Annotated in this window: 26 protein-coding genes and 1 tRNA gene; 9 read left to right on the forward strand and 18 right to left on the reverse strand. The window is 39.2% G+C overall.

The genetic code is table 11. The annotated features are described in order from the left end of the window. Window positions 1–104 precede the first annotated feature (104 nt). Window positions 105–575 (reverse strand): hypothetical protein, encoded by a 471-nt coding sequence (locus BV902_RS14290; RefSeq protein WP_075992526.1) that lies wholly within the window; start codon window positions 573–575, stop codon window positions 105–107. Between the two features lie 621 nt (window positions 576–1,196). On the opposite strand from BV902_RS14290, the gene BV902_RS14295 reads away from it, so the two are divergent. After that, on the forward strand, window positions 1,197–3,371 hold the full coding sequence (locus tag BV902_RS14295; protein WP_075992527.1) for an ATP-binding protein: 2,175 nt from the start codon (window positions 1,197–1,199) through the stop codon (window positions 3,369–3,371). 16 nt (window positions 3,372–3,387) lie between these two features. Here BV902_RS14295 and dapB read toward each other — a convergent pair whose 3' ends face one another. After that, a complete protein-coding gene (gene dapB / locus BV902_RS14300) occupies window positions 3,388–4,191 on the reverse strand; it encodes a 4-hydroxy-tetrahydrodipicolinate reductase (protein ID WP_075992528.1) in 804 nt (267 codons plus the stop codon). A 153-nt stretch (window positions 4,192–4,344) separates the two neighbouring features. Here dapB and BV902_RS14305 point away from each other — a divergent pair, with 153 nt between their 5' ends. Next, window positions 4,345–5,430: a baeRF3 domain-containing protein gene (locus BV902_RS14305; RefSeq protein WP_083663616.1), complete on the forward strand. Its 1,086-nt coding sequence runs from the start codon at window positions 4,345–4,347 to the stop codon at window positions 5,428–5,430. A 458-nt stretch (window positions 5,431–5,888) separates the two neighbouring features. Here BV902_RS14305 and BV902_RS14310 read toward each other — a convergent pair whose 3' ends face one another. From BV902_RS14310 to BV902_RS14320, 3 genes are all read right to left on the reverse strand, one after another. Further along, complete coding sequence (locus tag BV902_RS14310) at window positions 5,889–6,125, reverse strand: hypothetical protein (RefSeq protein WP_075992529.1); 237 nt, start codon at window positions 6,123–6,125, stop codon at window positions 5,889–5,891. Window positions 6,126–6,408: 283 nt separating this feature from the next. Beyond that, on the reverse strand, window positions 6,409–7,893 hold the full coding sequence (locus BV902_RS14315) for a hypothetical protein (RefSeq protein ID WP_075992530.1): 1,485 nt from the start codon (window positions 7,891–7,893) through the stop codon (window positions 6,409–6,411). A gap of 38 nt (window positions 7,894–7,931) precedes the next feature. After that, window positions 7,932–8,120: a hypothetical protein gene (locus BV902_RS14320; RefSeq protein ID WP_075992531.1), complete on the reverse strand. Its 189-nt coding sequence runs from the start codon at window positions 8,118–8,120 to the stop codon at window positions 7,932–7,934. Between the two features lie 249 nt (window positions 8,121–8,369). Here BV902_RS14320 and BV902_RS14325 point away from each other — a divergent pair, with 249 nt between their 5' ends. After that, window positions 8,370–9,053, forward strand: a complete 684-nt coding sequence (locus BV902_RS14325; protein ID WP_172840685.1) for a response regulator transcription factor — start codon at window positions 8,370–8,372, stop codon at window positions 9,051–9,053. 474 nt (window positions 9,054–9,527) lie between these two features. Further along, window positions 9,528–9,935, forward strand: a complete 408-nt coding sequence (locus tag BV902_RS14335; protein WP_075994779.1) for a putative quinol monooxygenase — start codon at window positions 9,528–9,530, stop codon at window positions 9,933–9,935. 108 nt (window positions 9,936–10,043) lie between these two features. Here the strand turns inward: BV902_RS14335 and BV902_RS14340 are convergent, their stop codons facing one another. Both BV902_RS14340 and BV902_RS14345 read right to left on the reverse strand, forming a co-directional pair. Continuing rightward, the gene (locus BV902_RS14340) at window positions 10,044–11,564 is read right to left on the reverse strand and encodes a glycoside hydrolase (protein ID WP_083663619.1); all 1,521 of its coding nucleotides are present in this window, start codon (window positions 11,562–11,564) and stop codon (window positions 10,044–10,046) included. Window positions 11,565–12,036: 472 nt separating this feature from the next. Continuing rightward, window positions 12,037–13,389, reverse strand: coding sequence for a DUF3472 domain-containing protein (locus BV902_RS14345; protein WP_075992534.1), 1,353 nt, complete (start codon window positions 13,387–13,389; stop codon window positions 12,037–12,039). Window positions 13,390–13,801: 412 nt separating this feature from the next. On the opposite strand from BV902_RS14345, the gene BV902_RS14350 reads away from it, so the two are divergent. Both BV902_RS14350 and BV902_RS14355 read left to right on the forward strand, forming a co-directional pair. Beyond that, window positions 13,802–14,566: a hypothetical protein gene (locus BV902_RS14350; protein WP_075992535.1), complete on the forward strand. Its 765-nt coding sequence runs from the start codon at window positions 13,802–13,804 to the stop codon at window positions 14,564–14,566. 131 nt (window positions 14,567–14,697) lie between these two features. Then, entirely contained in the window at window positions 14,698–15,507 is an 810-nt protein-coding gene (locus tag BV902_RS14355; RefSeq protein WP_075992536.1) for a CPBP family intramembrane glutamic endopeptidase, read from the forward strand. 39 nt (window positions 15,508–15,546) lie between these two features. On the opposite strand, the gene BV902_RS27340 is transcribed toward BV902_RS14355, so the two are convergent. The 9 genes from BV902_RS27340 to BV902_RS14400 form a co-directional block, all read right to left on the reverse strand. Beyond that, window positions 15,547–15,963 (reverse strand): hypothetical protein, encoded by a 417-nt coding sequence (locus tag BV902_RS27340; RefSeq protein WP_075992537.1) that lies wholly within the window; start codon window positions 15,961–15,963, stop codon window positions 15,547–15,549. Between the two features lie 76 nt (window positions 15,964–16,039). Then, on the reverse strand, window positions 16,040–16,612 hold the full coding sequence (locus BV902_RS14365) for a Crp/Fnr family transcriptional regulator (RefSeq protein ID WP_075992538.1): 573 nt from the start codon (window positions 16,610–16,612) through the stop codon (window positions 16,040–16,042). Window positions 16,613–16,614: 2 nt separating this feature from the next. Next, window positions 16,615–18,156 (reverse strand): M20/M25/M40 family metallo-hydrolase, encoded by a 1,542-nt coding sequence (locus BV902_RS14370; RefSeq protein WP_075994781.1) that lies wholly within the window; start codon window positions 18,154–18,156, stop codon window positions 16,615–16,617. Between the two features lie 118 nt (window positions 18,157–18,274). Further along, window positions 18,275–19,375, reverse strand: a complete 1,101-nt coding sequence (locus BV902_RS14375; protein ID WP_075992539.1) for a DNA alkylation repair protein — start codon at window positions 19,373–19,375, stop codon at window positions 18,275–18,277. An 84-nt stretch (window positions 19,376–19,459) separates the two neighbouring features. After that, window positions 19,460–19,870, reverse strand: a complete 411-nt coding sequence (locus BV902_RS14380; protein ID WP_075992540.1) for a VOC family protein — start codon at window positions 19,868–19,870, stop codon at window positions 19,460–19,462. A 96-nt stretch (window positions 19,871–19,966) separates the two neighbouring features. Then, window positions 19,967–20,650 (reverse strand): ATP-dependent Clp protease proteolytic subunit, encoded by a 684-nt coding sequence (locus BV902_RS14385; protein ID WP_075992541.1) that lies wholly within the window; start codon window positions 20,648–20,650, stop codon window positions 19,967–19,969. Between the two features lie 22 nt (window positions 20,651–20,672). After that, window positions 20,673–20,936, reverse strand: coding sequence for a hypothetical protein (locus tag BV902_RS14390; RefSeq protein ID WP_157626076.1), 264 nt, complete (start codon window positions 20,934–20,936; stop codon window positions 20,673–20,675). After that, window positions 20,917–21,450 (reverse strand): RNA polymerase sigma factor, encoded by a 534-nt coding sequence (locus BV902_RS14395; RefSeq protein ID WP_075994782.1) that lies wholly within the window; start codon window positions 21,448–21,450, stop codon window positions 20,917–20,919. The genes BV902_RS14390 and BV902_RS14395 overlap by 20 nt, the downstream gene beginning before the upstream one ends. Before the next feature lie 153 nt (window positions 21,451–21,603). Continuing rightward, window positions 21,604–22,560 carry a bifunctional helix-turn-helix transcriptional regulator/GNAT family N-acetyltransferase gene (locus BV902_RS14400; protein ID WP_075992543.1) on the reverse strand — a complete coding sequence of 319 codons (957 nt, stop codon included), beginning with the start codon at window positions 22,558–22,560 and terminating at the stop codon, window positions 21,604–21,606. A gap of 174 nt (window positions 22,561–22,734) precedes the next feature. Here BV902_RS14400 and BV902_RS14405 point away from each other — a divergent pair, with 174 nt between their 5' ends. Next, window positions 22,735–23,514, forward strand: coding sequence for a class I SAM-dependent methyltransferase (locus BV902_RS14405; protein WP_083663620.1), 780 nt, complete (start codon window positions 22,735–22,737; stop codon window positions 23,512–23,514). A 515-nt stretch (window positions 23,515–24,029) separates the two neighbouring features. Beyond that, window positions 24,030–24,191 carry a transposase gene (locus tag BV902_RS28710; RefSeq protein WP_312460305.1) on the forward strand — a complete coding sequence of 54 codons (162 nt, stop codon included), beginning with the start codon at window positions 24,030–24,032 and terminating at the stop codon, window positions 24,189–24,191. A gap of 96 nt (window positions 24,192–24,287) precedes the next feature. Here the strand turns inward: BV902_RS28710 and BV902_RS14420 are convergent. Continuing rightward, window positions 24,288–24,361, reverse strand: a tRNA-His gene (locus BV902_RS14420). 202 nt (window positions 24,362–24,563) lie between these two features. On the opposite strand from BV902_RS14420, the gene BV902_RS14425 reads away from it, so the two are divergent. Continuing rightward, window positions 24,564–25,124: a DUF4230 domain-containing protein gene (locus tag BV902_RS14425; RefSeq protein WP_075992545.1), complete on the forward strand. Its 561-nt coding sequence runs from the start codon at window positions 24,564–24,566 to the stop codon at window positions 25,122–25,124. A 132-nt stretch (window positions 25,125–25,256) separates the two neighbouring features. On the opposite strand, the gene BV902_RS14430 is transcribed toward BV902_RS14425, so the two are convergent. Beyond that, complete coding sequence (locus tag BV902_RS14430; RefSeq protein WP_075992546.1) at window positions 25,257–25,472, reverse strand: hypothetical protein; 216 nt, start codon at window positions 25,470–25,472, stop codon at window positions 25,257–25,259. Window positions 25,473–25,610: the final 138 nt, after the last annotated feature.

The raw sequence follows: 25,610 nt of genomic DNA on the forward strand, positions 1-25,610 counted from the left end.
CAAAAGGCATGTAATGATAGAAACAAAAATAATAGAATATCTTGCGATCTGATAGTGGATCGCAAGATATCTTATGAATTACTGATTATTGTTGCTGTTCTCTATTACAGTGCTGCTTTTATAGCGGCTAGGCAATCGGACTGATATTTCATGATATTATCTTTATCCGAAGCGGATATTTTTCCTTCAACAAGATTTTTTTCAATCTCATTTTTAATATCCAATATCGATTTTTCTTTGTCCAATGCTTTTTCTGCAGATTCTGCATTGATACGGTCTACCCAAGTTTTACCTAGCTTTGTATAAAGCTCTTTAGCCTTATCATTGGAGAGTACTGGGGCAGTCACTGAAGCAATTGCTGCATTGGCCGCAGCTTTATCTGAATAAACGACTGCTTCCGCATCTTTTGTTGCAGCATCTTCAGAGGTTTTCATGGCCTCTTCATTAGCGTCAGCTGCTTTTTCCTCCGCATTTTCCATGTGCTCGGTTGCTTTTTCTTGTGGCGTTTGATTGTTACATGAAACTAGAATTGCTGCAGTCGCTAATGAAGCGAGTAATGTTTTGTTTGAAATCATAATATTATTTATTTAGTGACAATGTTTAAATGACAAGATTTACTGATGAATAGTTTTACTAACTAAAGACTAACATCCTATCTTTGCGTAAATATTACGGAAAATGTGGTTTATACTTGTTTTGTTGTAATCGGTTCATTATGAGTTTTGTGGCGTTTTGCTTCAGGACTTCTCAATCTATTAGCCAGTAATATAAAACCGTATAAAAATTTCGCCGATAGCTTATATTCTTTCGAATTCTTTATATGACGTTATTTATACTTTAATTGAGTAATATCCAAGATAATCCAAACAAAGTCGTAAAAAGTATTGTTGATTAAATACAGACTGCTTGTCCGGTCATGAAGAAAGTTTTAAAGCTAGGCACCTTTCCAACCTAGCTTTTTTATTTTTCACCGAAATAGCCAATTAATAGGCTTCAATACCAGCCATCCGGATTACTCAGATTCTGAATAATTATTGGACAATCGTTTGATCCACTTTTCGTAGTTATTTTTTTCTATATTAGCCTTAGATATGACATGTTTGAAGAGGGGTGCTAGATTTTATTATGCGTGGCAAATTATCTCTTTCGAGAATTTCCTATTATTAGTAAGTTAAAAGATTAAAAACTAGCAAAATATGCGTCAACTGGAGTGCCACGAAGAAGAAATCCACCTATGCGGTAAAATCCAATATTTCGGTTTCCTTTGTATTTTTAATGAGAGTGGGTGTATTGCCGCAAGTGAAAACCTATCTGCATTGCTCGATATTTCTATGAAAGAAATCTTGGGGAGATCGATCGAGCAGCTATTGCCTTTGATATCGTCCGAACCGGAGTTGAATCTCAAAGAAATAGAAAAACAGATCACAGGGGAGATATTTACCCGTTTTGTAGAACGTATTCGTATCAAAAATGTAGATTATTATCTGAGCATTTACCGATATGATGAGAAAACATATCTTGAAGTTGAAATCTGTAGTGAGAATCATCTAAAAGCGACCCGTTTATTTTATTATGCGAAATATCTGGAAGAGCAACATGGAAATGCTTGGCAATCATTGACTGTGTTGATTCGCCAGATTATTGGTTTTGATCGTGTCATGGTATACCGTTTCGAAGAGGACAATAGCGGACAGGTAATTGCAGAGTCCATCGCAGATGGGATGACCTCATTGATGGGCTACCGCTATCCAGAATTTGATATTCCGGCACAAGCACGCGCGCTATATGTTAAATTCCCTGCACGCCATGTAGCAGATATTGAGGCACCAACTATTACTATACAGGGCCTGGAGGCAAGTGAAGTAGACCTGACTCGTTGTAGCCTCAGAGCGTTGTCTCCCGTACATATACAGTATCTTAAGAATGCAGGTGCACGTGCCAGTGCCAGTTTTTCGATCGTTATCGAGGGAAAACTCTGGGGGCTGGTGGCCTGCCAGAATAGCCTAGCTTTGAATGTGGACCTTGCCCAACGCCACTTATGCGCCTTCTTAACGCAGTATGCTATAAATTATTACCTTTCAGAATATCAAAGGGAAAATCTTGTCGCGCAGACTATCATGGGCGTTATGGAACGTGACCTAAAGTCTGAATTATTGGTAAACAGTGATATCGGAATCGTGCTTGAACGCTTCGCTCCGCAAATCTTGGAAATAGTGGAGGCAGACGGCTTGGTGATCAAACATGACCGTGGTTCCAAAACTTGGGGTGTAGTACCGACAGAATCAGAGCAACGACAGATTGATCTGTATATAGAAAAACAGGGCGAGAGTGATTTATTTTTTACATCAAATTTTGTTCCTGACAGGGCCGATCCAGTACAAACGCTCATATTTCCTGGTATTTTACGGATAAATATTCTTCCCAGCAATAAATGGTACATCTATTTATTCCGCAAGGAGCACGTATATGAAGATGTGTGGGCAGGGAAACCCGAGAAAATATATCATTACGATCCTGAAAGGGAAATAGAGTTTCCGTCACCCAGGACATCATTTGAAGCCTGGCGTGAAACGATGAAAGGCAAGTCTATTAAATGGAAAAAAACGGAGCTTTCCTTCATCGAAAAAGTTGCACAAATAACCCAACAGGCTATTGCGCAACGGGGTGGAGAGATTGCTCAGCTCAATAAGGAGCTCGTAAGATCAAACAATGCCTTAGATACGTTTGGCTATACATTGACTCACGATCTTAAAAACCCTCTTTCTTCCATAAAGCTTGCGGCACAGATGATGTTGATGAAAGATGATCTTCCGAAAGAGATGTTGCGAAAAATGGCAACGAATATCATCGATGCGACTGGACTGATAACAGAAATGATGGATAAGGTTTATCAACTCACACAGTCTAATTATGTAGCATTCAAAACAGAACTGATCGATCCGCGAAACAAAATTCTTAATATTCTCGAAAGCTGCAAGCAGCAGTTTGACAGTACAAGGTTGGAATTTGTCTTAGGGGAGACCTTGCCCATTCTCGGGGAAAGAACACTGCTATATCAGCTGTTTTTAAATCTGATCGGCAACGCGATAAAATACAGCAGTAAAAAAGATCAACCAAGGGTGGAAGTTTATAGTGAAAAACACGGCCATTCAGTTTACTATTATATTAAAGACAATGGCATTGGGATGGATATTCGGGATGACAGTAATATATTTGACATTTTTAAACGGCTGTCAAATTCGCAGGGCTTTGAAGGATCGGGGATTGGACTTTCCATCGTCAAACGGATAGCGGATCGTCTCGACGCGAAGGTCACAGTAGAAAGCGATCTCAGCGTGGGTACAACGTTTTGTGTTAAATTTAGAGGTTGATAGATAATGATCCAATTTACAAATCCATTATGGTATCCAAACCACGTTTTAATCCTTTAAAGGTACCCATTTTAGCAAGGGCAATCTTAATGCCATTCAGATAAGGTGCTACACCAGTTCCAGCTTCATGTTTGATGATTAATTTTTCATCTTCCATACCAAAGATTGTTTCGACACCTAGTACATAACCCGGCAGTCTTATCGCATGCACTTGAATACCATTGATATCACCACCACGCGTCTCTTTGTTTCCGATGGTATCCTTTATGGGAACTTCAACCTTCGGCGTTTTAATTTTGGAAAGACTATAGGCTAATTCTGCGACTGTGCCGCTTGGTGAGTCCACCTTTCTTTGGGATGCATAATCTATAATTTCAAATTGATCAATATATTGAGCGGCAGTCTCCGCAAATTTCTTCAACAAAACAGCGGTGATCGAAAAATTACCGGCGGCGAGTACGGATAACGCGCTTTCTTTCGCATGTTCTTCAATTTCCTCATAATCCTGATTTGAGAGCCCTGAAGTCCCAATAAGAACATGCTTACCTTTAGCTATCGCATTCAGGATGTTCTTCTTGGCAATAAGTGGACTGGTAAAGTCAATTAAAATATCAAAATCAATATCCTCAATTGCATTTTCTATTGTATCAAATAGGGGAATCGGAGACGTTTTTATCTTTAGAATCTCAGCGAGATTTTCTCCTGCATAAGAGCGTGAAAGCCCGCCAACCAATTTATAGTTTGTATCGTCGATTATATTTTTACTCAATTCTTTACCGACCCAGCCTGTTGCTCCTGCAATAAACACCTTTTTCATCATTGTTTTTTTTAACAATTAATAACTATAAATAAGCTGTTTTTGTTTCGATAATTAACTAAATGAGGTAATACTTACTTTTATTTTACACAAACAAGAAGGATCTTTAATTTGTTGTTATTAGTAAAGTGTGTTCAATTTTTTAACTATTTGTCTATGATTATGACCGAAAAACAACTTCTGCAAATGCTTATCCGAGTTCAGGATGAGTTATGCATTACCATTTCCATCAATACCCATCGCACACATCCTGATAACTTAAGCGACCGAATAAAGATTAAAAATTTTATCGGAGAAGCGATTGATAGACTAACGGATAAGTATGATAAGAGGGTCGTTGCTGGCCTCATCAAACAATTGGAACAGATAGCGCATGAACTTGATATTAATTATAATCTTGAAAGTCTGCATATCTTTGTTTCAGATACAATCGCAGAAGTTTTCAAGTCATCATGGGAGACAAACCAAGAAGGTGTCCATATTAGCAATACATTTGCTGTACGCCCTTTGGTTAAGGAGATTGGCCGTCAAACCAGTTATCTTGTGATGTTGCTCTCGCAAAGCGGTGTTCATCTTTTTCGTGCCTTGAATGGACGTATTGTTGAGGATATCAGTAGTGAAGAGTTTCCTATTGCCGAAAATCAATTTTACAATACATTTCCCGATAAAAGTAGCGATGCCAAACATCTTGATGACCTCTTAAGGGAATATCTTAATCGGGTGGACAAAGCGCTACTGCGTTATATAGGGGACACAAAGAGCGTAACACTCGTGTTTTGCACGGAGGATAATTATAGTAAGCTCTTACAGGTTGCGAATAGACCATCAATCTATTATGGATACTTACCAATAGATTACAATAACGTTGAAACACATCAGTTGGAGAGCCGTGCCTGGAATTTTATGAAACAGGAGCTGGTACGAAAAAATGAAGACTACTTTAAAGAGCTGGAAGTAGCTGTGGGCAAGGGGTTAGTGATCACTGATCTGCAAGAAATTTATCGTGCATGTCAAGATGGACGCGGGGATATCCTGGTCGTTCAAGAGAGCTTTCATCAAGCCGTTAAGATTCTTTCGGATCAGGATATAGCGATCGTAGACAACCCTATCGGATTGGATACAATCGACGATATTAGCAGCCTATTGGCCCTATTGATCGACGAACGAGGAGGACAAACCGTATACGTTCCCCAGATACCGAACGAGGAATTGCAACCTATTGCCCTTAAGATTAGGTACTAGCCTAGATTAATTGCCAATCCAACTACTTCGCTCGTTAATTTTTATCGTACTGAATCGCGATTTCGACGAAAAAGGAGACAAGACAATCATTCCCGCTCGGAGACTAATAAACTAGTATTTATATTTGAAGAGTAAATCAGCAAGGAAATTTACAATACATGGCAGCAGCGACGATCGAATGAGTCGCTCGAAGAGCATGTGAACCTTGAATAATTTTTATGGAAAATGAATTTTAAATGCATCGTTTAGATAAGTGATCCAATAGTGCATTCTTTATCCCGAAAAAAAAAATACCTATTTTATAAAGTAATCGATCAATTTGATTATGCAAAAGCCTCTCGATTTACCAAAAATCAGAGGTTTTGTTTTTAGCCTCAAGTCAAACGTAATCTTTAAAATAACAAGGCCACTCCCGTAAAACAGGCCTTGTTATTTAAATTGTTCAATCTAAGTGAGTTTTAATCATTTCCATGATCCTCTGTCGCAAATGAAAATTTAACTGATTTTTGCGGATAAGCCTCCATACTCTTACGGCTTGTATTTTTGATAATGGTTTTGATACTAACGCGATCGCCCAATTTATAGTAAGTTTCTACGGTCTGATAATCCAGTAGGTAGGGACCACAAAAGTAGTTCCCATTATCATCTTTTTCGATGATTCCCTGATAAAGCCCTGTTCTTGTCTCTTTTGGCATGTTAATTTAATTTGAAAAACAAAGGTAGCAAGAGTATTTGGAGAAAATGATATGAAAGATGAAATTAGGGACATTTTATTAAAATCTGGAAAGACGGCTCCTTTAGGCCCTTCCACATATAGCGGATTGAAGGCTAAGATGGTTTGATTGTTGAGACGACCAGAAGCCAGGATGGAATAATTTGATAAGATCCCGTATGATATAAAGAAAACGATGGAGCAAGATGAGGTCAATTGATCCCGTCTTGTTCCATCGTTTCCTTTGTATGATTAAAAACGATCATTTATTTGCTTTTTACACAACGTATACCGACTTGATTATTTTGATGTATGTCTACGATTGAAACGCCAGTCGCTGTTAATATCAATGCTGGCTTAGCGTTACCTTGAACTGTTGAACTTGCCCAATAAACCCCCAAAGCACCTGTAGGAATGTTGTTGTTTCCCGAAGAAGAACGAACAAAATCGTTGTCTGGTAGGAACATATAATTGTCTTTATTTGTGGTTGGTACAGTAGATGTCCCGAGGAACCAACCTGTTTGACCATTATAACTACCTCTAGCGATACCCATATTGATCAATGACTGATATTCCGTTTGTGTAGCTGTTCGCCACCCAGTACCTAAAGCGCCTTCACAGTATGTTGCAGATCCATTTCCTCCATAAACACTTCCTTTTATATATTGAGCGGATGCAATTGTGATAGGCGCGGTGCCCATCAAGTTAGCCGAACTCCAATAGTAATTTGAGCTTGGTACGTCGATTGCACCCTTGGGTACCAAGCGAAGCTTTAAACTATATTTTACACCTTTTTGTAAGCTTAAATTCGATAAATCTATTGTTCCTGAGCGGACGCCATTTTGTGTGGAGTTTAGGGATACTGTTCCAAAATTTACTTTACCAACCGTCGTTCCTTCGGTAATAATCAGCGCTGCATTGCTCGTCCATGCGAGACCTGTGCCACTAAAAGCGACATTACGTGCCGTCGATGAACCACCTTGGGTGAAAAGCCCGTCAGCCAATTTAACCGAAGCCGTTCCATAATTAGGGGAGATTGTACTACTCGTCATGGCGGTGATAGTGCCAACTACATTAGCGGAAGTACTTTCTAGCGTGGCCTGTACCTGTGTAAATAAGTGACTTAAGATAAGATCTACGGCCAGTGTTTGGTTAGCGATTACAGTAACCGGTAATTTTTTCCATAAGATGTCGGTATCTGCGCCAGTTACGTTAAACGTAATGTTCGCCAACGCCTGATTAAAATTGATCGAAGGAAAAGTTTGGCCATTTGCAACGGCGATAGCAACGAACGTATAAGACCCTGCTGGAAGCGATAGGTTCCAATTTGTGCCGCTGGTCGAATAAGTTAACATCCCTGTATCTTTAACATAATTTCCAGTTGCATTGTAAACCGCAATAGCATATTTTGCTCCATTCCCTAGTAAGACGGGGGCTGTTGCTATTTTAAGCCCTGTTGACGCACGCAATACATTGGATGAAGTAGTGGGCTCCGGTGTCAAAGTTGCCAGTACCGAAAGTTCGCTATTAAATGGAACAATGGACTCCTGGATATTCGAAAGCGTATTGTTTAAACTTTTGTTGGTTGATAATTTTAATTGGGGCTCCGTATCTTCATCAGCAAAGGAGGTTCCACTCATTTTTACGCTCACATTCCCTTCTGTCTCGACAGCCGTGTTGCTTTCATTTTTGCTACATGACGTGGAAAATATAATGAGGAGGGTGAGCAATTGAATAAATTGATTTTTCATTTTTCTTTTTTTTGGTTAATTGATCGTCAATGGGGAGACTACCACCATCCGTCACTTTTGCTTTGAGTCTGTGATTCCTCGTTGTCCCAGGTCTGCTTTACATCTCCAGAAGTGTGGGCATTTGAACCTGCCGCAATGCCATTTTCTAATAAAACGACAGTCATTTGAATCTGAGGTACCTGGTAGGGCAGTTTGCCAGTTGCAGATTTAAAAAGTTTCTTGTTCATAACAATGTATTTTATAAGTTGAAATATTTTATGGTTCTTTCGCTAGCCTAATGGCTTATTTCAAGGGCTAGTGAATTAGTCTAAGATGATATGGCATGCTTAAATTCTGTTGTAAAAGACGTACTTTATGGCTTTGCTTGGTAACTTTTAAGGTAGATATAGCATGTTTATGCTATATTTCAAATTAGATTTAACAGGAATATGTTATGTTTGTAGTTGAATATCTACATGCTTGTAAAACAGCTTATTATGGTTGTTTTAAATGATTATATTTGTCTTACTAGGTTAATTAAACAAGCCATACTTATGAAGACCACTAGCCATGCTATTATCTTAGATGACCAGAAAATAGTTGCTTTTTCCTTCGCACTCCTGTTGAAGCGTGAATGTGGAATTGAATTGGTCCAATCTTTTAGCCAAGGATCTGAATTCCTTCAGTTTTTACGTGCTTTTGGAAAGCAGGAACTGTTTGTTTTTTTAGATTACTATCTTCCAAACGAAAATGGGCTTTCGTTGTTGACCGAGATCAGGCGTATAAATGGCGACGCAAAGGTCATCTTTTTGACGGGAGCAACAGCTCCTGCCGTGATATCGAGTATTCTTCAATACCGTCCAGAAGCTGTGTTAAGTAAATCTTGTGAATTAAGTGAAGTATTTGCCTGCTTTGAGGCCATAAAGAAAAAAGAACTATATATATGTAGTGAATTTGAACGTATTTTATCTACATATGATAAAAAAATTAAAACATTTACACCGAGAGAGATCGAAGTATTACAATACTTTTCGGAGGGTTATAGCGTCGCTGAAACAGCTTCAAGAACCTTTTTGAGCCCACATACAGTTGTTGCACATCGCAGGAAAATGATGGCAAAAGCAGCGTGTCAAACCATAGGACAAATGCTTAAATATGCCCGTGAGCATAATCTAATTTAAAACTATAATTTAGCTTCACCCAAAATATTATTATCATCGTCAAAAGCAGATTCCCAAAGGGATTTAAAGGTAAGTCGGCCTTTGGACGATAACTGTTCGTTCCCTTGATCGATAGATGCTCATTGAGCGATCTTTCATACTCCAGTACAATATTCCCAACAGATAGAGACCAAAGATTTAATTTGATAAGATTTGATTTTTCTTGTGCTTTTAATCCAGAAATAGTACATATCCCAAGTGTAAGCATCGCAAGGTAGTGCAATTTCATCGTAGTTTTTCCAAAATTCAGGTAGCAAAGATATTAGAATATATGATTTAAGAGAAATCTAAGACATCGATATTTTGACCTAAATCCGTAAAACTGGTAGATATTTCAGTAATATATATAGTGGTGCTATCATCCAGTATAACGAAATTTGTGAAGGGCTTTGATTGGAAAAAATGATCAGGCCCAAAACTTTTAAACTTAATCACATGAAATCATTATTGTCTTTGCCCTTAACGCTAATCATACTTTTCTTATGCGGGGATATTGTTCGTGGACAGGATAAGGAGTCTATGGTACGTATTTCTGAAATTGAGGTTTATGTTGAACACCTCGAAGAATATAAGACCATTTTAAAAGAAGAGGCTGCTGCATCTGTCGTGCTCGAAGAAGGTGTTGTTGCGATTTTTCCAATGTTCAAAAAAGATAATCCGACACAGATACGTATCTTGGAAATCTATCGGGACAAGCAAGCTTACCTTGCCCATTTGAAAACAGCACACTTTTTAAAATATAAGTCTACTACACTCCATATGGTGAAATTATTGAAGCTCATTGATATGGACGTATTAGATCCAGAAACTGCAAAACTTATGTTTACAAAAATGAAAGAATAGCTGCGGTGCTGAGAAGGAATTTGACGATCAGTAACATGTAGGATTTAGCACATATCGGATTTTAAATTATATGCTGAGGGAGCGTGCTCCCTCAGTATACTTAACAAATTAAAGTTTTTTGCCTTCTAAAGTACTTATACTTTTGGCAGGTATTGTTAAAGAATAGACGCCTGAGCTATTCGGATTTACAGCGCCGACATTACCCCAGTGCCCCGAACTGCTTGCTGTGGTTTGGTAATTGTTCAATGCTCCGCTTGCAAAACCTGTAAGGTTGATATCCAATGGAACTGCTGCGGTTCCCGTGTTGGTGACAACTAAGACAAACTTACCTGTTTGTGGATCTTTGTAAGCCGAAATCAATAAGCCATTTCCATTTTGAACCGCTACATTGATTCGCATATAACCTGTTTTGATGAATCTGGAATAATGTCCCATCACATCGTACGTTTTTGGAAATTCCAAGGAACCATCACTCTTTGTACAAATAAGCGCCTCATTATTTTGAAATGCCAGCATACCTAGCCAAAACACATAAGCATTGGCATTACAATCCGCAAGAAGCTTGTGCATATTAACCGCCAGTTTCAAGCCTCCTTCAATACCATTGTCATAATTGCCGCCATCATCGGAAGCTTCTGTTACCCACATTGGTTTACCTCCAATACTAAAATTCCACATGGAAGGGCTCTGGTTAAATCCACGTTGACCAGTGATGATGCCACTTATCTCTACGTAGCCATGCCCGGCGAGGATGTCGACTTTGCTTCTGTCCATACCTGAAAGGAAATTATCTGCTGTTCCCCAGGCCGCATTTTCAGAAGATATGATCTTGGTGGATTGAAGACCCGCACTGTTTAATTCGGGACGGAGGTTGTTGGTAATAAACTGTCCTAGATGTGAAGAGTCCCAATAAGAAGCATCCCAGTCAGAAAAGACATTTTCAGGCTCATTTGACGGAGAAATAGCATTGATTGTAATCCCCTCGTTCTGAAACGATTTTACAAATCCAGTCAGGTAGCGAGCAAAAGCTGTTGAAGAAGTATTAAAATTAAGTCCATTAAACCATTTCGCGGAAATACTACTCGTATTGGTCTTCATGTATAATGGCGGAGTCCAAGTACTTGCCATAACGAAGGGAACTTCATAGCGTTCTTTCGCTTTCTTGATGATCCAGACCTGCCCAAGCTGTTCTTTTTCGTCTGCTGTCAAATTCTGATAAGTCGTACTATTGGGATCCACGTCAATCGAAACTCCTGCAGGTTTAATGGTGACGACCTTGGTCTGTTGGTTAAAAGGGTAGGTATGAAGTACCTTACCACGAAGGATATTCAGTTTCAACCCACTGCCTCCCCATAAATAATCCAGGATACTATCTCTTTTTGCGGATTCAAAGAATGGAACAATCCGACCTCCGAATGCACCAAATCCATCAATCTTTTGATAGGTTTGATCCCAATTCAATGTAGCAATTGTAGCTCCTGCTTGCGCGGATACTGCAGCTTTTTTGTTAAGTTGTGCCTCTGGACTCTCTAGAGTCAATGAATTTTTTTGGCAACTAAAAATAGAAAATGTGGAAACTACGGCCAAAACAGTATAAAGTCTGTTCCAGCGACTGGTTAATTTTAACATAACTTAGTTTTTAAGATTTGTGAATGAATCATTAATTTAATTGTGCCTGGTTTTCCAAGCGGTTCTCATTGTCGTTGTTTTGTTTGCCTCCTTTCGTTAGTTAAAAAAATAAACATTCACCGATTTCCACATTGGTTAGTTTCCGAAAATTAATAATATTTTGGGAGAATTTATTATTACTTCTATTATTTTAATTTTATTTTTTATTGATTTAAAAATAAATACATATTTTTTTTAATGATGACTTAATTTTACTTCTTCTTTTCTGCCGAAGATGGAGCTTAAACTTATCATTGATTATGCATTAAAAACTGAAATCCATCGTCTTTGCCATGAATAACGTGTTACAAAAAGGTACGAATTGTTGCTGTAAATAAGACAAGGTTGAGTTTAAAAGGGACCACACTTCTTAATGAAGTATTGTCCCTTTTATTGGATGTAAATTCAGAATAATTTACTGTAAATATGCTTGTTAAGGTAGAGTTGTTAAATTTATTGAAGGCGCTGTGCCAGAACCTGGTTGTGTGAACTTCGTTCCGGGATTTACGACGGTATTGAAAAAACCGCCATTTTTCAGGAAGAAGCTATTTCCGGCTATTCCGCCAATTGCGTCTATACGCTGGTTGTTTGAATAGGTCGCATCGACTGTAAAGGTACTTTCCACAACTTTCAGCCAAGTTCCAGTAGCTGTACGAACCCATTGATTACTATATTCTGCAGAACGGCCAAGGAAGCCATTGTCGGCATTAAAATTTTCGAGGAAGCTATGAAAGCCCGTTAAATAGGTATTTGTTTTGGGACGTTTCCAGCTTGCAATGAGTATCCAATTATTGGTCGAAGGATCATTAAACCATGCCGTAAAATCAGTACTTCCATTGTTATCAGGTTCTCCCTTTAATAAAAATTTATAGGTAGTGGCGGCAGTCCAGTTATACTTGAGGTAGCTTTGTCCACCAGAACCTTCGCCACCAAACTCACCTGTTGTCGTATTTGTCCCTTTTCTATTTAATGTGATGCGATCCTCTGCTGGTATTTGGGACGGGTTATCGGTGCTATATGGACTCCAAACAGAAAATAGTATTCTGCGCTCTGTCGCTGAATTGACCTGCATACCGAAATATCCTTGGCCGAACCCATTTGCCATAAAGTAAGAACCTATTTTATCTTCTCCGGCAGGCACTTTCACCTCGCTATAATAATAGGATACTTGCTGATTTGTTGGAATGGTATAACTCAAATGGCAGGATGGGCCCCGTCGCGACCAATAGTAAGTATTATCAACATTATTGTCACTATAAATCACAGTGCCATTTGTTGCCGAACTATCTAAAATCAAGTGTGATACATCTGCAAAATAACCACCTGACTTGGTCACACCTTGAAGATCCATTTTTATGTATCCCGCTGTATTTAGCGAATAGGTACCAACCGTGTAATCCTGTAATGTTCCACCCTTAAGTTTGATTTGTTTGCTTACACCGTTGATTGTTAACTTCACCGTACTACTATCGCCTGAAGGTAGCACTTTAGCCCTTATTTTAACACGTAAAGCGCCCGCTTGGGGGACCTTAGCATAGGTACTGATCACGCTATTGGCACTGGTCCAGTTTGCCAATCCATTGCTATTGATGACTTCTACTGCACCGGAAGGTGCCGAAGTAACAAAAGCATTGCCACCTAAGGGAACTTCGTATCCGCTTACACCAGGGGATGCGGCCCGTAGCGATAATTTCTCTTCTAAATTTGTTTGTACCTCGCTTTTTTGGCAAGAAAGAAAGCTTGCCAATACTGTACAGAGCAGTAGCGTAATTTTGGAATATCTCATAATTTAAATTTAATTGTTCACCCTAATTTTATAAATACAATTAAATTAAACGAAAACTATACAATGCAATCGTTTGTGTGAATTGCTTTTGTAACAAAAGAGATACTTTAAGTAATGGTCATTATCCATTTAATGAATTGTCGTTAGGTAAACATTGCAATGCGCAATAGTTTAAATCGTCCCCAATGGTTGGTTTCAAAGAAATGGGCCGTAAAAGGAATTCGTGAAAACGGATAATTAGGTCGTTGAGTTGAAGTAAAGTAGCATAGGCCAAACTATGCTTGATTTATAAATTATATTTTTATAAATTCATTATGGAAGATTAACCATTTATTTTTCGCTTAAGCGAGAGCAATCATTATTGTTATGAACTTGCCGTAATAACATATTGAAATTTATAAAAATTAAGCCAATGTCCGAAAATAATTTTGCTGAACTTTATAAAACTTGGCCCACAGATCAGTTGCTGTCTGTGGTAGATAATCCCGATCACTATGAGCCTTCGGCCCTTGAAGCTGCCGAGATTGAATTAAAAAGTCGACAGTTGACCACCGAGGAGTTGACAGTGGCAAGATATGTGCTTAACCAGCGAGAAGCGGAAAAAGAGACTAATATTGATACGATAAAAGCCAAAGACCAATGGACTATTACCGGTAGATTTGATACGCCCAGGGTACAAGTGGTCAAAAGAAGTATCGTGCGGATCTCATTTTTTACAGGTATCCTCATTGTGTTTAAAGGCTATAATCTTTTTCCTGCACTGTTATATCCGATCAAATATTTCAAAGAGCTACCGGATAACTACACATTATTGTCCTTTTTCAATGTAATGGTTTTAATAGTAGGTTTCCTTTTGTTTTGGTTGTTGAAAAGAACTGGATGGATACTGCTCACACTCTTTTTTGCAAGTTCCTCATCCATGGTTGTTTCTACCTTGATGTACATGCTCTTTCAAAGCAGAAGGGAGGCCAAAATTTTAGTGGAGTTCAATCCAATTCTACAGCCATATCCTTTGGAGATGTATATCTTACCAATTTTGCTCTATGGTTTTTTGACCTGGATTTTGTGCACAAAAAAAATACGTGAATGTTATTTCATTAGTAAAACAGCGATGTTTTGGACACTTGCAGTTGGTATATTGTTGATTCCATGCCATTCTTTTTGGCTAATGCTTTAATGCCGATTAATTTTTACTTTTGAAGGCAAACCTGCTTTTATCGTTTTTTTGTAAGTTCGCGACTTCCAATTTTGTAGTCGTTATTTAACAAAGAACAGTTGCTGTAGGGACAATAGACTAATAAATAGTGTATGAAGATTATTGAAAGCATAAAAAAGACGAACTGGTTGCGTATCGCATTATTTTACGGATTGTTGATGTTGGGAACTTTTGCTATACGAAAGCTTCCTAATATTTTCCAGATGGCTATGAAAGATGTTTTTAGTTTTCCATTACCCTGGAATATGAATCACGGATTGATTATTCTGATTATCTCGGCATTTTTTTATGCTTTGTCAAAAGTCGTTTCCACCGTTACACTTTTTGGCCCTAATAAAACAAAGTCACTGTTGTTTCCATTCCTTTTATTCGCAGGATATGGTATTTATGGATTTAATAATAATTACGGTGTCGATGAGCACGTTTGGGCACTGTTGTTCTGCCTGTTTACATTGCTGTATGATATCATGGAGGAATTTACTTGGCGGGGCTATTTGAATGATAGTCTAGGTGAAATAAAATGGCCCATTAAAAGTGTGATAACGGGAATATTTTGGGCGATTTGGCATCTTTTAATTTTTGATAATTTTAGCCAATTTGGTGGTTTTGCCGGATTTGTGCTTTTGTGTATTGTCTTTTCATTTGTATTGACTTTCTCCACCGTAAGAACCAATTCAATTATAGCTCCAGCTACTTTACACGCACTGTTGGGGAAGACAAATTTAGTCACCCTGTTATTATTTATACTGTTTATTATTTTATTACTCTTTTGGAATAAGAAATTCAAGGGATCAACAGCGATGCCGAACTCAAATCGTAGGAAATCGCTGGAGGACCATTGCTGCACTCAGCCGATCAATTTTGAGTATCTGACCATAAGGAACAGCGGGCACAAACCATAGCGATCTATAAACAAACTGCTGCTCCCTAGGTCATTTAGACTATTCGGCCAGTGTATCGGCATGTCGATGCATAAGCTTCCAGGTACCTTGCTCTTTTCTGAAGATTTCGGTGATTCTGAGATTGAAAATCACCACGGTATCTTGTCCTTTTATGTTGACGGACGAACGTTGTATACCCGTCCAATAGGCTAGCGTATCACTTGCATCTTGATGGATCACTTCAAATTTGTTTTGTGCACCCGGAAGGAAATTGGAAGCTCCTTTTTGGTTAAAATCATTGACCTGTAATACCCCAGAAATATATATTCCTTTGGGCGGAAAAATTGTGGCAGGCTCATTTGAGACAGAAATATCTTTTAGGGAATCAAAATGACCCTCCACAAAATCTGTTGAGGCTTTTAAACGGATAGCCATAAATTTTTCGAAATCCAAGAGTGCATTATTGGATGTTTTCATATCTTTTATCTTTGTTTAATTGATACAAAGTTCCCAAAATGAAATTATTCTAGCCTGTGACAATCGTCACATAATGTCAGGTGTTTAATCTTCTCCGACGAATCCGGCTTAAGGTTTCTCGAGCTACTCCCAAAAAAGAAGCCAATTGAGAAAGTGGTACACGTTGTGAAATTTCTGGATATTTTTTTTCTAGATAACACAGACGTTCGGCAGCCGAATAGAGTTTAAATAGATTGGCAAACTCTTCCTGGCGTGAAGCAAACTGCCTGATACAAAACCGTCCCAACCGTTCTATTTCTATAACCTGTGCAGCAAGTTCAAATAGTGTCGACTTATCAAAAATAATGGTCCTTAAGTCCTCACAGGCAACGATGTTAAATTCGGATTTTTGCCCGCTGCCAAAACTTTGAATATTGGTAGCGATATCGTTTTCAAAGAAAAATCCTGTGTTTTTGACAGTTCCATCAATAACATAATAACTTCTACAATAGCCTTTGTCGATAAAAAAGAGCGAATTGCAAACTTTACCCTGTTCCAGCAGTAAATCATTTTTTTTGAAGTTACGCAATGTCAATGCTGGCTGCAGCAAGTGCCAGCTATCCGTCGAAAAGTCAACCAATGCGTGAATGTAATTGCGAAGATTGTCCATGGTTAAATGGTTTCATCGTCGTAGTGACGCATAATGTAATAAAAATAGTCTATCATCTTCAGGTAGTTTTCAATGCTGATGTATTCATTGGTACTATGCATACTCTGCTGTTCAGCGTGATTAATTTTAATGGGCATAAAGCGATAAATATGATCACTGAGATTTTGGTATTTGATAGCGTCGGTTCCGCCAACAGTCAGGTAAGGCGTAACAATAAGATCAGGGTATAGCCTGCGGATAGAAGCTTCCATCATCGTATAGGCTTTAACGTCTGTTGGTGAAACTTTGGATGCTTCTCGGGCATTGTCGACCTGTTCGATTTCAACATCAAACCCGCGTGTAGCCTGCTCGACATGATCCCGAACTTCCCGCAGGGTGTTTTCAGGCAGTAGCCTAAAATTGACAACAAATTCAACTTCAGGTGAAAGTACATTGGGGGCATCGCTGCCCTTCATCATCGTCAGTGCTGTAGTTGTTCGCACGAGGGCATTAGTCGAGTGGTTTTTCGTTAGTTGAGCCAGAAGTAAAGGTTCCATAAGCCAGCGATTAGCGATCGCAAAACGGGAGACAAAAGGCATGCTACCACCAACCTGTTGAAAGAAGTTTTGGATCATAGGGCTGATCTGTGCTTTCATCTGGTGATTTTCTAAGCGCTGCATAATGACTGCCGCTTTACCAATTGCACTCGTCGTTGGTGGCATCGAAGAGTGCCCACCAAGACCTTTGACCTTAATTTTCAGGGATAAAAATCCCTTCTCCGCGCAACCGATCAATGCTACATCGGAGCTGATTCCCTTGACCGAGCCCTTCTCCAGAATGAGTCCACCCTCGTCATAAACGGCTTCGAATTTAAGACCTTTTTCTTTGAAGTAGTCTGCTATTTTAGCTGCGCCGCGTACGCCACCAACTTCTTCATCAAAACCAAAAGCGAGGTAGATATCCCGCTTGGGCTGTACCTGTTCTCGAACCAACTGTTCCGTAGCTTCAAGTAAGGAGAAGAGCATGCCTTTCATATCTAAGCTTCCGCGGCCATAAATGCGGCCGTTGGCTACTGCCCCCGAAAAAGGTGCATAGTCCCATTCTTCGGCTATTTCACTAACCGGCGGTATTGCCTGGTCTCTAGGCTGAAATAGCGTTGAATCGTTATTTTTTATAGCAGCTGAACCGGGAGGAACAACATCCATATGCGAAAGAAAGAGTAGCGGAAGCAAGCTATTGTCGCTTCCCTTGAGTCGAATGACCAGCGCGTGGCCATTGACCGTATAGGTTTCCAGGGAGCGATAGATCAGTGGGAAATTGTGCCTGATGTAACTATTAAGTTCTTCAAAAGGAACATGATTAAATAATGTCGAGTCGCCAAAAGAGATTGTGGCTATTTTGATGCCGCCGGCAAATCGGGCAACAATGCTATCATTGACCGCTGGCTGCACAGGCGCTGCAGCAGATTTTTTGACACGCGTAAACGGGTAAGTCAGCGTTCTAATTAAAAGCCCAATGATAAATAGGATAAGTAAGACAAAAAGGATTAAGAGAATTTTCTTCATAACAGACCTCATATTAACATAAGAACTTACCTTATATACGCTGGGAAAAACCTGTCCAGCGTATATCCTGTTGTTTCTAGTAGAACACGAAAGCCCTTCGTTTGTTTCTTATTTCCCGTTAAATGTGCAATAGCTCAAATTCCTGTTGGACTGTTTCTTGCCCATTGACAATAATTGAAATTTTATGTTTCCCGGCATAGAATTTCCGGGTAGTAATCAATTTGAAAGATTGCTTTCGCTCGATACGGTTTATTTCAGTTCCCTGATAGGTTCGTTCACTAATTTTAAATACCTTTCGAGATAGCTGACCATTTGACTTTTGATAATATAACCCATACTCCAAACGTAGTGATCTGGCGCTGCTGCTTCCATTTTCAATTTCAAAAGAAAAAATAAGGTGTTCACCTATTTTAACTACCGGTGTATGGATACTGAGATTCCTAATATGAAAATCGCTACTATCCAGTCCATAAAAGCTTAGAATCGCTGGATGTCCTTGTTTGAGTAAGGTACGGCAGCCATGTTTGATGATAGCATCTGTATTTTTACTGATTCCATTCCACTGCTGGGCAATGGTCAGAACGAGATGGGGATGATCTTTGGCAATATCGTTGAGATTGTTGGCCACACTTCTTCTTACGCTCTCGGATGGGTCATTATGGAGGTTTTGGAGGATAGGCAGGATAGGGGAAGGGTCGTTTTTCAACGCTGGAATTGCCATCGCCCAGGGGAGTCGGGGCCTAGATCCTTCACTTGCAAGGCGTCGAACTTGAGGATGTGGGCTTTTGGACCATCTTTCCATTTCCGCGATCATACGAGATCCATAGTTGATAATAAATGGACGAACGGCAAATTCGCAGGTTATGAATCTCGTGACGATTTCAAATGACTGCACAGCTGTTTCAAAATCTCCGATACCGTAAGTTTCGATATAGTCCGGAAAAATAACATATTCAAGGCCTCCCCGATGCTTCGTTTCTAAGAGATGTTCCACCACTTGTGTTAGTAAGGCCGCTGCTTCGGGAAAGGATGCCGGCATAAATTCATGTAAGGCCACTGTGCTGTGTTTTGTACGCTGTTTCCATTCCATTTCATGAAAACTGCCTGAAAAAACGCGTTTGATAAACTGTTCTCTGTTAAAACTGTTGTCAACGCGGTGGAACTGATCGGCAATAAACTGATAAAATTCCGGTGTATATATATCTTTAATTAGGGCCATGAGTTGAAGAAATAGCTGTTAAATATCGATTAAGGAAGACAAGATACTAATTTTTGGACTTTAGTATCTTGTCATGTGAGCGGATTAGTTCGTGGCTTCTACGCCAAATTTTTTGATCGCCTCAGGGCTCAGCGGAGTGAAAAAGTTAAGCATGTTACCATCGGGATCACAAAAAAGCAATGAGCGATTACCCCAAGGCATTGTTGTCGGTTCCTGAATGATTTTTGAAGCACTATTTTTGATCCGAATATATTCATGATCTACATTTCCCACTAAAAATTCAATAATAATAGGGGCCATGTTACCAAAGATAATGGGGCTGTCGCTAAACATTTGCATCGTGCGAGTACCTCCTATAGCTAGGGTAATCGAACTGGTGGAAAGCTCGGCAAAATCTGGTGTAAACCATTGTGCGGTGAGCCCCAGGATTTCTTCATAGAATCTGACGGACTGCTGAATGTCATTTGCAATCAGTCGAATGGATGTTAGTTTCATGCTGATATAAATTTATTGATGACAAAGTTAAAAGGGCCATTGACAATAGTCTGTCAATAGCCCGATTGAAACTGTCCATAAATTTACTTATCCTTGCTAGATTAGTACGTCGTCAATAATTCCAAATTCTTTTGCTTCTGCAGCAACCATCCAGTGATCTCGGTCGCTGACATCATGTACGCGTTGATAGCTCTGTCCACTGTGTTTGGCAATAATATCGTACAGCTCTTTCTTAATTTTCAGTACTTGATTGGCTGTAATTTCGATGTCCGAAGCCTGGCCTTGAACACCGCCAAGTGGCTGATGGAGCATCACCCGTGCGTGTTCCAGTGCGCTACGTTTGCCGGAAGCACCGCCGCAGAGTAATATCGCACCAAAGGAGAGCGCCATACCTGTGCAGATCGTTGCAACATCCGGACTGATCAATTGCATTGTATCATAAATACCTAATCCGGCATACACTTCACCTCCGGGAGAGTTGATATACAGTTGTATATCTTTTTTGGGGTCAACAGATTGAAGGAATAGCAGCTGGGCTTGTACAATATTGGCGATGTTGGATTCTACAGGAGCACCCATAAAAATAATACGGTCAATCATCAATCTGGAAAATACGTCCATTTGTGATACACGCAATTCGCGTTCTTCGGTGATATATGGCGTCATGGCCAACGGAATGCGTGACTGCTCGATGCCTGAAATATAATGATCCACTAGATCTTTTTGGACATAACAATGCCCTACCGCAAATTTGCGGAACTCATTTTTGTCAATCGTCATGATGTTAGGAATTTAGGATTTGCTAAATAGCTTTATTATTTTTTTTTCTAAAAGAGACATGTTCAGGATGTGTAAATAATGCCTGCGTTATGGCTTCAATTTCCATTTTCACTTGTTTGCGCCCGAATTGCCGAATAGCTGCATAAGCTTTTTGTTGCGCAATAACCTTGTGTGCCAACTCTTCGTCCAACACCAATTTCGCTTCAAAAAGCAGTGCATCTTCCGGCTTCGCTATTCCAAAGATATACGCTTCTATCTGTTGGATTTCATTCCATGAAGTCATCATAAACCAGGGATTTTTGTTTAACGGATTCTCTAACTTTCTCCAGGCATTTAAATTTCTGTACAGTGGCGCTCCTTGCTCCCGAATAGCCATATTCATCTGCAATTTCCTGCAGTGACATTTGATCATAATAGAAGCTTTTCAAGAGTTCTAAACATTTACGCCCAGCAGTCTCCAAAAAACGAAACAGCCTTGTGCTAGAAAGAGACTCTTCGGTTATCAAAGCAATATCCACTTGATCTAGGGGAAGGTTTGGACTGGATTGACCATACCGTTTTAACCATAGATTTTTGGCTGTTCCAACCAAATAGCCAATATCGTTGTTTAGTGGTGCTGCTGTTAAAAGAATCTTTTCATAATACACCAGCAAAGCGTCCTGAAATACATCTTTGGCTTCATCCAAATTACCACCCATGCGACTGATATACTTAGCCACGATGGGAAATGTACTTTTATACAAGTTCATAAAGAGCACCTGTCGGTCTATTGTTCGATTTGAATTGATCAATTGTTGCATAGCAATATCATTTATAGACATGTACCAATTTAGTGAAAAGTATCACCTTTTATTTGAAAAATTAGTTAAACAAAAATGCTTCCCTTTTTTGGGGAAGCATTCATTCGCTTATCAGAGTTAGCTTATTCCAGTTTATGTTTCTACTGCTCAAGGTTATTTTTTTAAATCCAGTTCCATCTGGATATTACATCGTTGATAAGGACTTGGATAGCCGCTAATCTTTTGGAACCCCAACTTGTAATAGAGATTGATTGCAGGTTTCAAAATGGTGTTGCTCTCGAGAAACAGTTTTGATGCCCCTAAGGTTTTTGCTTCTTCAATAATTGCTCTTCCCAAAAGATAGCCTATACTTTTGCCCTGCACTGTTGGGGATACCGCCATTTTTGCCAATTCATAGTCAAAATCGGGATGATTCATTTTAATAAGTGAGCATACACCTACAGGTTCATCGTTATAAAGAGCAACCATAATTTTACCCCCTTTTGCCAAAATATATTCCTCGGGATTGTCAAGTGCTTTATGGTCAGTTTCTTCCATTTCAAAATAGGTGGAAATCCATTCCTCATTTAAAGACTTAAATGCCAGGCGGTATGTTGGATCATATGGAACAATGTTGACATCCTTACTTTCACGCATTTTCTTTTGTTCCTGGACGCGTTTCAGCAAGGATTTTTGTTCAAGTAGAAATTCCCATTCAGCTAAAGCTTCCCATAGATTGTGCGTGGCTTCCTGGATAACCCCATCTATGGCCCGATCGATATCGATGCATTGAATTTTCATTCTTTCCCAAAGCATTTTTCCTTTATCGGTCAATCCAACCATATTTCGCCGTTTATCCACAGAGCGAAGGTTATCCTCTACAAGACCCGCATTGATCATTTCTTTAACGATTTTAGTGACTGATGGCTGGGAGTGGCCAATCTCTGTTGCTATATCGGTAATTGTTTTTGAATCACCCTCAGACAAGATAAAGAAAACGGGAAACCACTTGGGCGCAAAATCAATCTGATAAAGCTCATGTAATCGGGCGGCCTCTTCTGTGATGTTGGAAGCCATATAGCGCAATCTGCTGCCTAATGCTATTTTTCCTGTTTTTTCAAATAGTTCCATCGTATTATAAGTAATTATATAATCAGTTATGTAAATGTAGGAAAATAATTTAAATGTTGTAAAATTTAAATTTTAAAATTCTGCTGAAACAAAAATATATCGTTGCTTTTTTCGTTATATTTCAATAAATTCAAAGCATAAAAAACCAGAACCCCTTAAAATAGACCGAAGGACATGAACGAGTTAGAAACTTATTTCCGAAATAATGATGCGAAGCTAATCAATAAATGGATGCATTATTTCGATGTATACGACAGACATTTTAGTCGTTTCAAAGGCAAAGAGATCGTGGTGTTGGAAGTTGGGGTTTTTCAGGGCGGAAGTCTTCAGATGTGGAAGAACTATTTTGGTGATCGTGCGAAAATTTACGGTATCGACATCAATCCGCACTGTAAGGAACTCGAAGAAGAGAATGTAGAGATATTTATTGGTTCACAGTCGGACCGGAAGTTCCTGCGGCAGGTAAAGCAATCCATTCCGCCGATCGATATATTGATCGATGATGGTGGTCATACGATGATACAACAGATTGTGACATTTGAGGAGCTTTTTGATCATGTGAAAGATAATGGCGTATACCTTTGTGAAGATTTACATACATCTTATCAGGTATTTTATGGTGGTGGCCATAAAAGGAACGGTACTTTTATTGAATACAGTAAAAATTTTATTGATTACATCAATGCTTACCATTCCGAGCAACGTGGATTGAAGGTCAATGGATTTACGCGTTCGGTAAGTTCCCTGCATTACTATGACAGCATCTTGGTCGTGGAGAAGCATCGAAGGGATGAAGCACCGATACATATGAAGACAGGGGCAGCGACAGTGAAAGATTTCAATGCGGCTCCCACAGGATTCGATGGATTAAAATGGAAGATTAAGAAACCTGCTTTGACCATGATCAACAAGTTTCTCCGTTTCTTCCGTATTGGTGGGTTTATGTGGCGTTAATAGTCTGTGGAGATAGCATCTTTTCATTCATGTGTATTATGTTGTTAGCTGAAAAAGACGCTTAAAACGTATTTCTTTCCTAAAAAATTATAAAATAGTTGAATTTGTATACTGAAGGAATGATTATGGTAACATTTCGTAAGCTTCAATAGATTACATTTGTAATGTAACACAAATTACATCTACTAAAAATATACTTACCTCGCTCCGGTTTCCAAGAATCCGTCAAGTTCCACCGGAGTGGGTAAGTTTCTTTACGCTATAATATATGTTCATTTATTCCTTGAGCACTGCAATATTTAATTTGATTTGTAGCTTCTTGTTCAAGCATCCAAACCGATGGTCCGAAAACCAGAAATACCGACCCAAGCTAAAGCTCGTTTATGACCTTGGAATTGCCCTTGGTGACATATTCAATAAATGCCAGGACAAAAAGATAGCATTGACCAAACTAGGACTGGCACAATCAGGTTGAAAATGCGGGCATCGCTTCATTTGAGAGCGCAGCAAGATCCATTGCAGCGCATCATCAATATATTCTACACTACTTCGACAATAGAAGCACCAATGCTTCAGCAGAATCTTTCAATGCAAAGCTCAAAGCGTTCAGGAGTCTCTTTCGCGGCGTAAGGGACACCACATTTTTCCTATATAGAGTAATGAAATTGTATGCTTAAAAACTTCCCTTCCCCCCAAACTTTCGGTATGATCCATAGATCTTAACAAGGACTTACAAGAAAACAAAAAAGGCAGATCATTTGATCTGCCTTTTGGGTAAGTAATCGGGCTCGAACCGACGACCCCTAGAACCACAATCTAGTGCTCTAACCAACTGAGCTATACCTACCGTGATTTTGATGTCACAAAAGTAGTATTATAGCTTATATGTTCCAAATGTTTTTTAAACTTTTTGACTAAACAATTGTCTATCAAAAGGTATAATTTTCAAGCATGCCCGTTTAGCGACCTTGGAGAATAATATCTAGGTAATATTTTCAGGTTAAATGCCTAAAAAAGCAGCTTGGTCTTTAATTTGTATACTATAGTTTATGGGAAAATTTTTAAAATTTTTAATTATCGTAGCCATTTTGGCAGTGGGCGCTTGGTTCGTGTATAAAAAATATAACAGCGGACCGGCAGTGGAAAGCAAACATCAGTTGTTGGTGGATCGCATTGAAGCAATGGGAAAACTGGAATTAGTCAAATACCGCTATAGCGATGTTGTGGAGCATAAAAACGTGAATACGTTTTTGCCGGATGCAAGCGTATTGTTAATCGTCAAAGCAGATGCTGTAGGCTGTGTGAACCTTACAAAACTTAATCCGGAAGATATCAAGGTTGTAGGGGATTCGGTTTCCATCAAATTGCCGGCTCCAGAAATCTGCTACATTAAGATCGATCATGAAGCATCCAAAGTCTATGATACCAAAATGGCGTTCTTGCGCGAAGCAGAGCTTGTGGATGAAGCTTACAAAGCGGCGGAAAAAGCTGTTGCTGATGATGTTAAGAAGTCAGATATTCTGCAGCAAACCAAGGCCAACGCAACAACCGTGTTTAAACCGCTCTTACAGGGATTGGGGTTTTCAAAAATCAATCTGACTTTCGAATAAATCCAACAAAAAAAGCTAGGCAATGTTAACATTGTCTAGCTCTCTACAATAAATCTAATGTCCAGACACCTCAGGACGAGGATCTCATTATGCTATTATCATGTAAAGAACAATAGCCAAGTTATATTCGTTTTACTTTTTTGTCGATGTATCGGGCTGTGGTGTTGGCGGGATTTCTCCACGGGATTCTGCAGATGTGGTATCGCGATATTGTATCGTCGTGGTATCGTTGGGAACGGAGTCCCGCATCAGTTCCTTTGATTTTTGATCATCAGTTTTAACGCCATTACATCCATAGGTTGCTAAGCAAATTAGACCGACGGCAATTAATTTTGTTGGGTTTTTCATATTATTTATTGTTTAATGATGGCATGCCGCTGCATACACTCAGCGGAAGAACAAAGGTCAAATCAAAATAGTTTCGGATTTTTAAATTAGCTATTATGATATAAAAAGAAAACATATCTTATATTCTTAGTTTTTAGG

The organism is Sphingobacterium sp. B29, assembly GCF_001952815.1.
GTDB classification, from domain to species: Bacteria; Bacteroidota; Bacteroidia; order Sphingobacteriales; family Sphingobacteriaceae; genus Sphingobacterium; species Sphingobacterium siyangense.

What these genes read in the sequence shown, in the direction of transcription:
- BV902_RS14340 (WP_083663619.1), bottom strand. Translation starts at nt 11,564, where the DNA reads ATGTTAAAATTAACCAGTCGCTGGAACAGACTTTATACTGTTTTGGCC.
- BV902_RS27340 (WP_075992537.1), bottom strand. Translation starts at nt 15,963, where the DNA reads ATGAAAACATCCAATAATGCACTCTTGGATTTCGAAAAATTTATGGCT.
- BV902_RS14365 (WP_075992538.1), bottom strand. Translation starts at nt 16,612, where the DNA reads ATGGACAATCTTCGCAATTACATTCACGCATTGGTTGACTTTTCGACG.
- BV902_RS14290 (WP_075992526.1), bottom strand. Translation starts at nt 575, where the DNA reads ATGATTTCAAACAAAACATTACTCGCTTCATTAGCGACTGCAGCAATT.
- BV902_RS14425 (WP_075992545.1), top strand. Translation starts at nt 24,564, where the DNA reads ATGGGAAAATTTTTAAAATTTTTAATTATCGTAGCCATTTTGGCAGTG.
- BV902_RS14370 (WP_075994781.1), bottom strand. Translation starts at nt 18,156, where the DNA reads ATGAAGAAAATTCTCTTAATCCTTTTTGTCTTACTTATCCTATTTATC.
- BV902_RS14405 (WP_083663620.1), top strand. Translation starts at nt 22,735, where the DNA reads ATGAACGAGTTAGAAACTTATTTCCGAAATAATGATGCGAAGCTAATC.
- BV902_RS14295 (WP_075992527.1), top strand. Translation starts at nt 1,197, where the DNA reads ATGCGTCAACTGGAGTGCCACGAAGAAGAAATCCACCTATGCGGTAAA.
- BV902_RS14390 (WP_157626076.1), bottom strand. Translation starts at nt 20,936, where the DNA reads ATGATGACTTCATGGAATGAAATCCAACAGATAGAAGCGTATATCTTT.
- BV902_RS14355 (WP_075992536.1), top strand. Translation starts at nt 14,698, where the DNA reads ATGAAGATTATTGAAAGCATAAAAAAGACGAACTGGTTGCGTATCGCA.
- BV902_RS14315 (WP_075992530.1), bottom strand. Translation starts at nt 7,893, where the DNA reads ATGAAAAATCAATTTATTCAATTGCTCACCCTCCTCATTATATTTTCC.
- BV902_RS14345 (WP_075992534.1), bottom strand. Translation starts at nt 13,389, where the DNA reads ATGAGATATTCCAAAATTACGCTACTGCTCTGTACAGTATTGGCAAGC.
- BV902_RS14305 (WP_083663616.1), top strand. Translation starts at nt 4,345, where the DNA reads ATGATTATGACCGAAAAACAACTTCTGCAAATGCTTATCCGAGTTCAG.
- BV902_RS14320 (WP_075992531.1), bottom strand. Translation starts at nt 8,120, where the DNA reads ATGAACAAGAAACTTTTTAAATCTGCAACTGGCAAACTGCCCTACCAG.
- BV902_RS14335 (WP_075994779.1), top strand. Translation starts at nt 9,528, where the DNA reads ATGAAATCATTATTGTCTTTGCCCTTAACGCTAATCATACTTTTCTTA.
- BV902_RS14430 (WP_075992546.1), bottom strand. Translation starts at nt 25,472, where the DNA reads ATGAAAAACCCAACAAAATTAATTGCCGTCGGTCTAATTTGCTTAGCA.
- BV902_RS14400 (WP_075992543.1), bottom strand. Translation starts at nt 22,560, where the DNA reads ATGGAACTATTTGAAAAAACAGGAAAAATAGCATTAGGCAGCAGATTG.
- BV902_RS14325 (WP_172840685.1), top strand. Translation starts at nt 8,370, where the DNA reads ATGGTTGTTTTAAATGATTATATTTGTCTTACTAGGTTAATTAAACAA.
- BV902_RS14375 (WP_075992539.1), bottom strand. Translation starts at nt 19,375, where the DNA reads ATGGCCCTAATTAAAGATATATATACACCGGAATTTTATCAGTTTATT.
- BV902_RS14380 (WP_075992540.1), bottom strand. Translation starts at nt 19,870, where the DNA reads ATGAAACTAACATCCATTCGACTGATTGCAAATGACATTCAGCAGTCC.
- dapB (WP_075992528.1), bottom strand. Translation starts at nt 4,191, where the DNA reads ATGATGAAAAAGGTGTTTATTGCAGGAGCAACAGGCTGGGTCGGTAAA.
- BV902_RS14395 (WP_075994782.1), bottom strand. Translation starts at nt 21,450, where the DNA reads ATGCAACAATTGATCAATTCAAATCGAACAATAGACCGACAGGTGCTC.
- BV902_RS14310 (WP_075992529.1), bottom strand. Translation starts at nt 6,125, where the DNA reads ATGCCAAAAGAGACAAGAACAGGGCTTTATCAGGGAATCATCGAAAAA.
- BV902_RS14385 (WP_075992541.1), bottom strand. Translation starts at nt 20,650, where the DNA reads ATGACGATTGACAAAAATGAGTTCCGCAAATTTGCGGTAGGGCATTGT.
- BV902_RS14350 (WP_075992535.1), top strand. Translation starts at nt 13,802, where the DNA reads ATGTCCGAAAATAATTTTGCTGAACTTTATAAAACTTGGCCCACAGAT.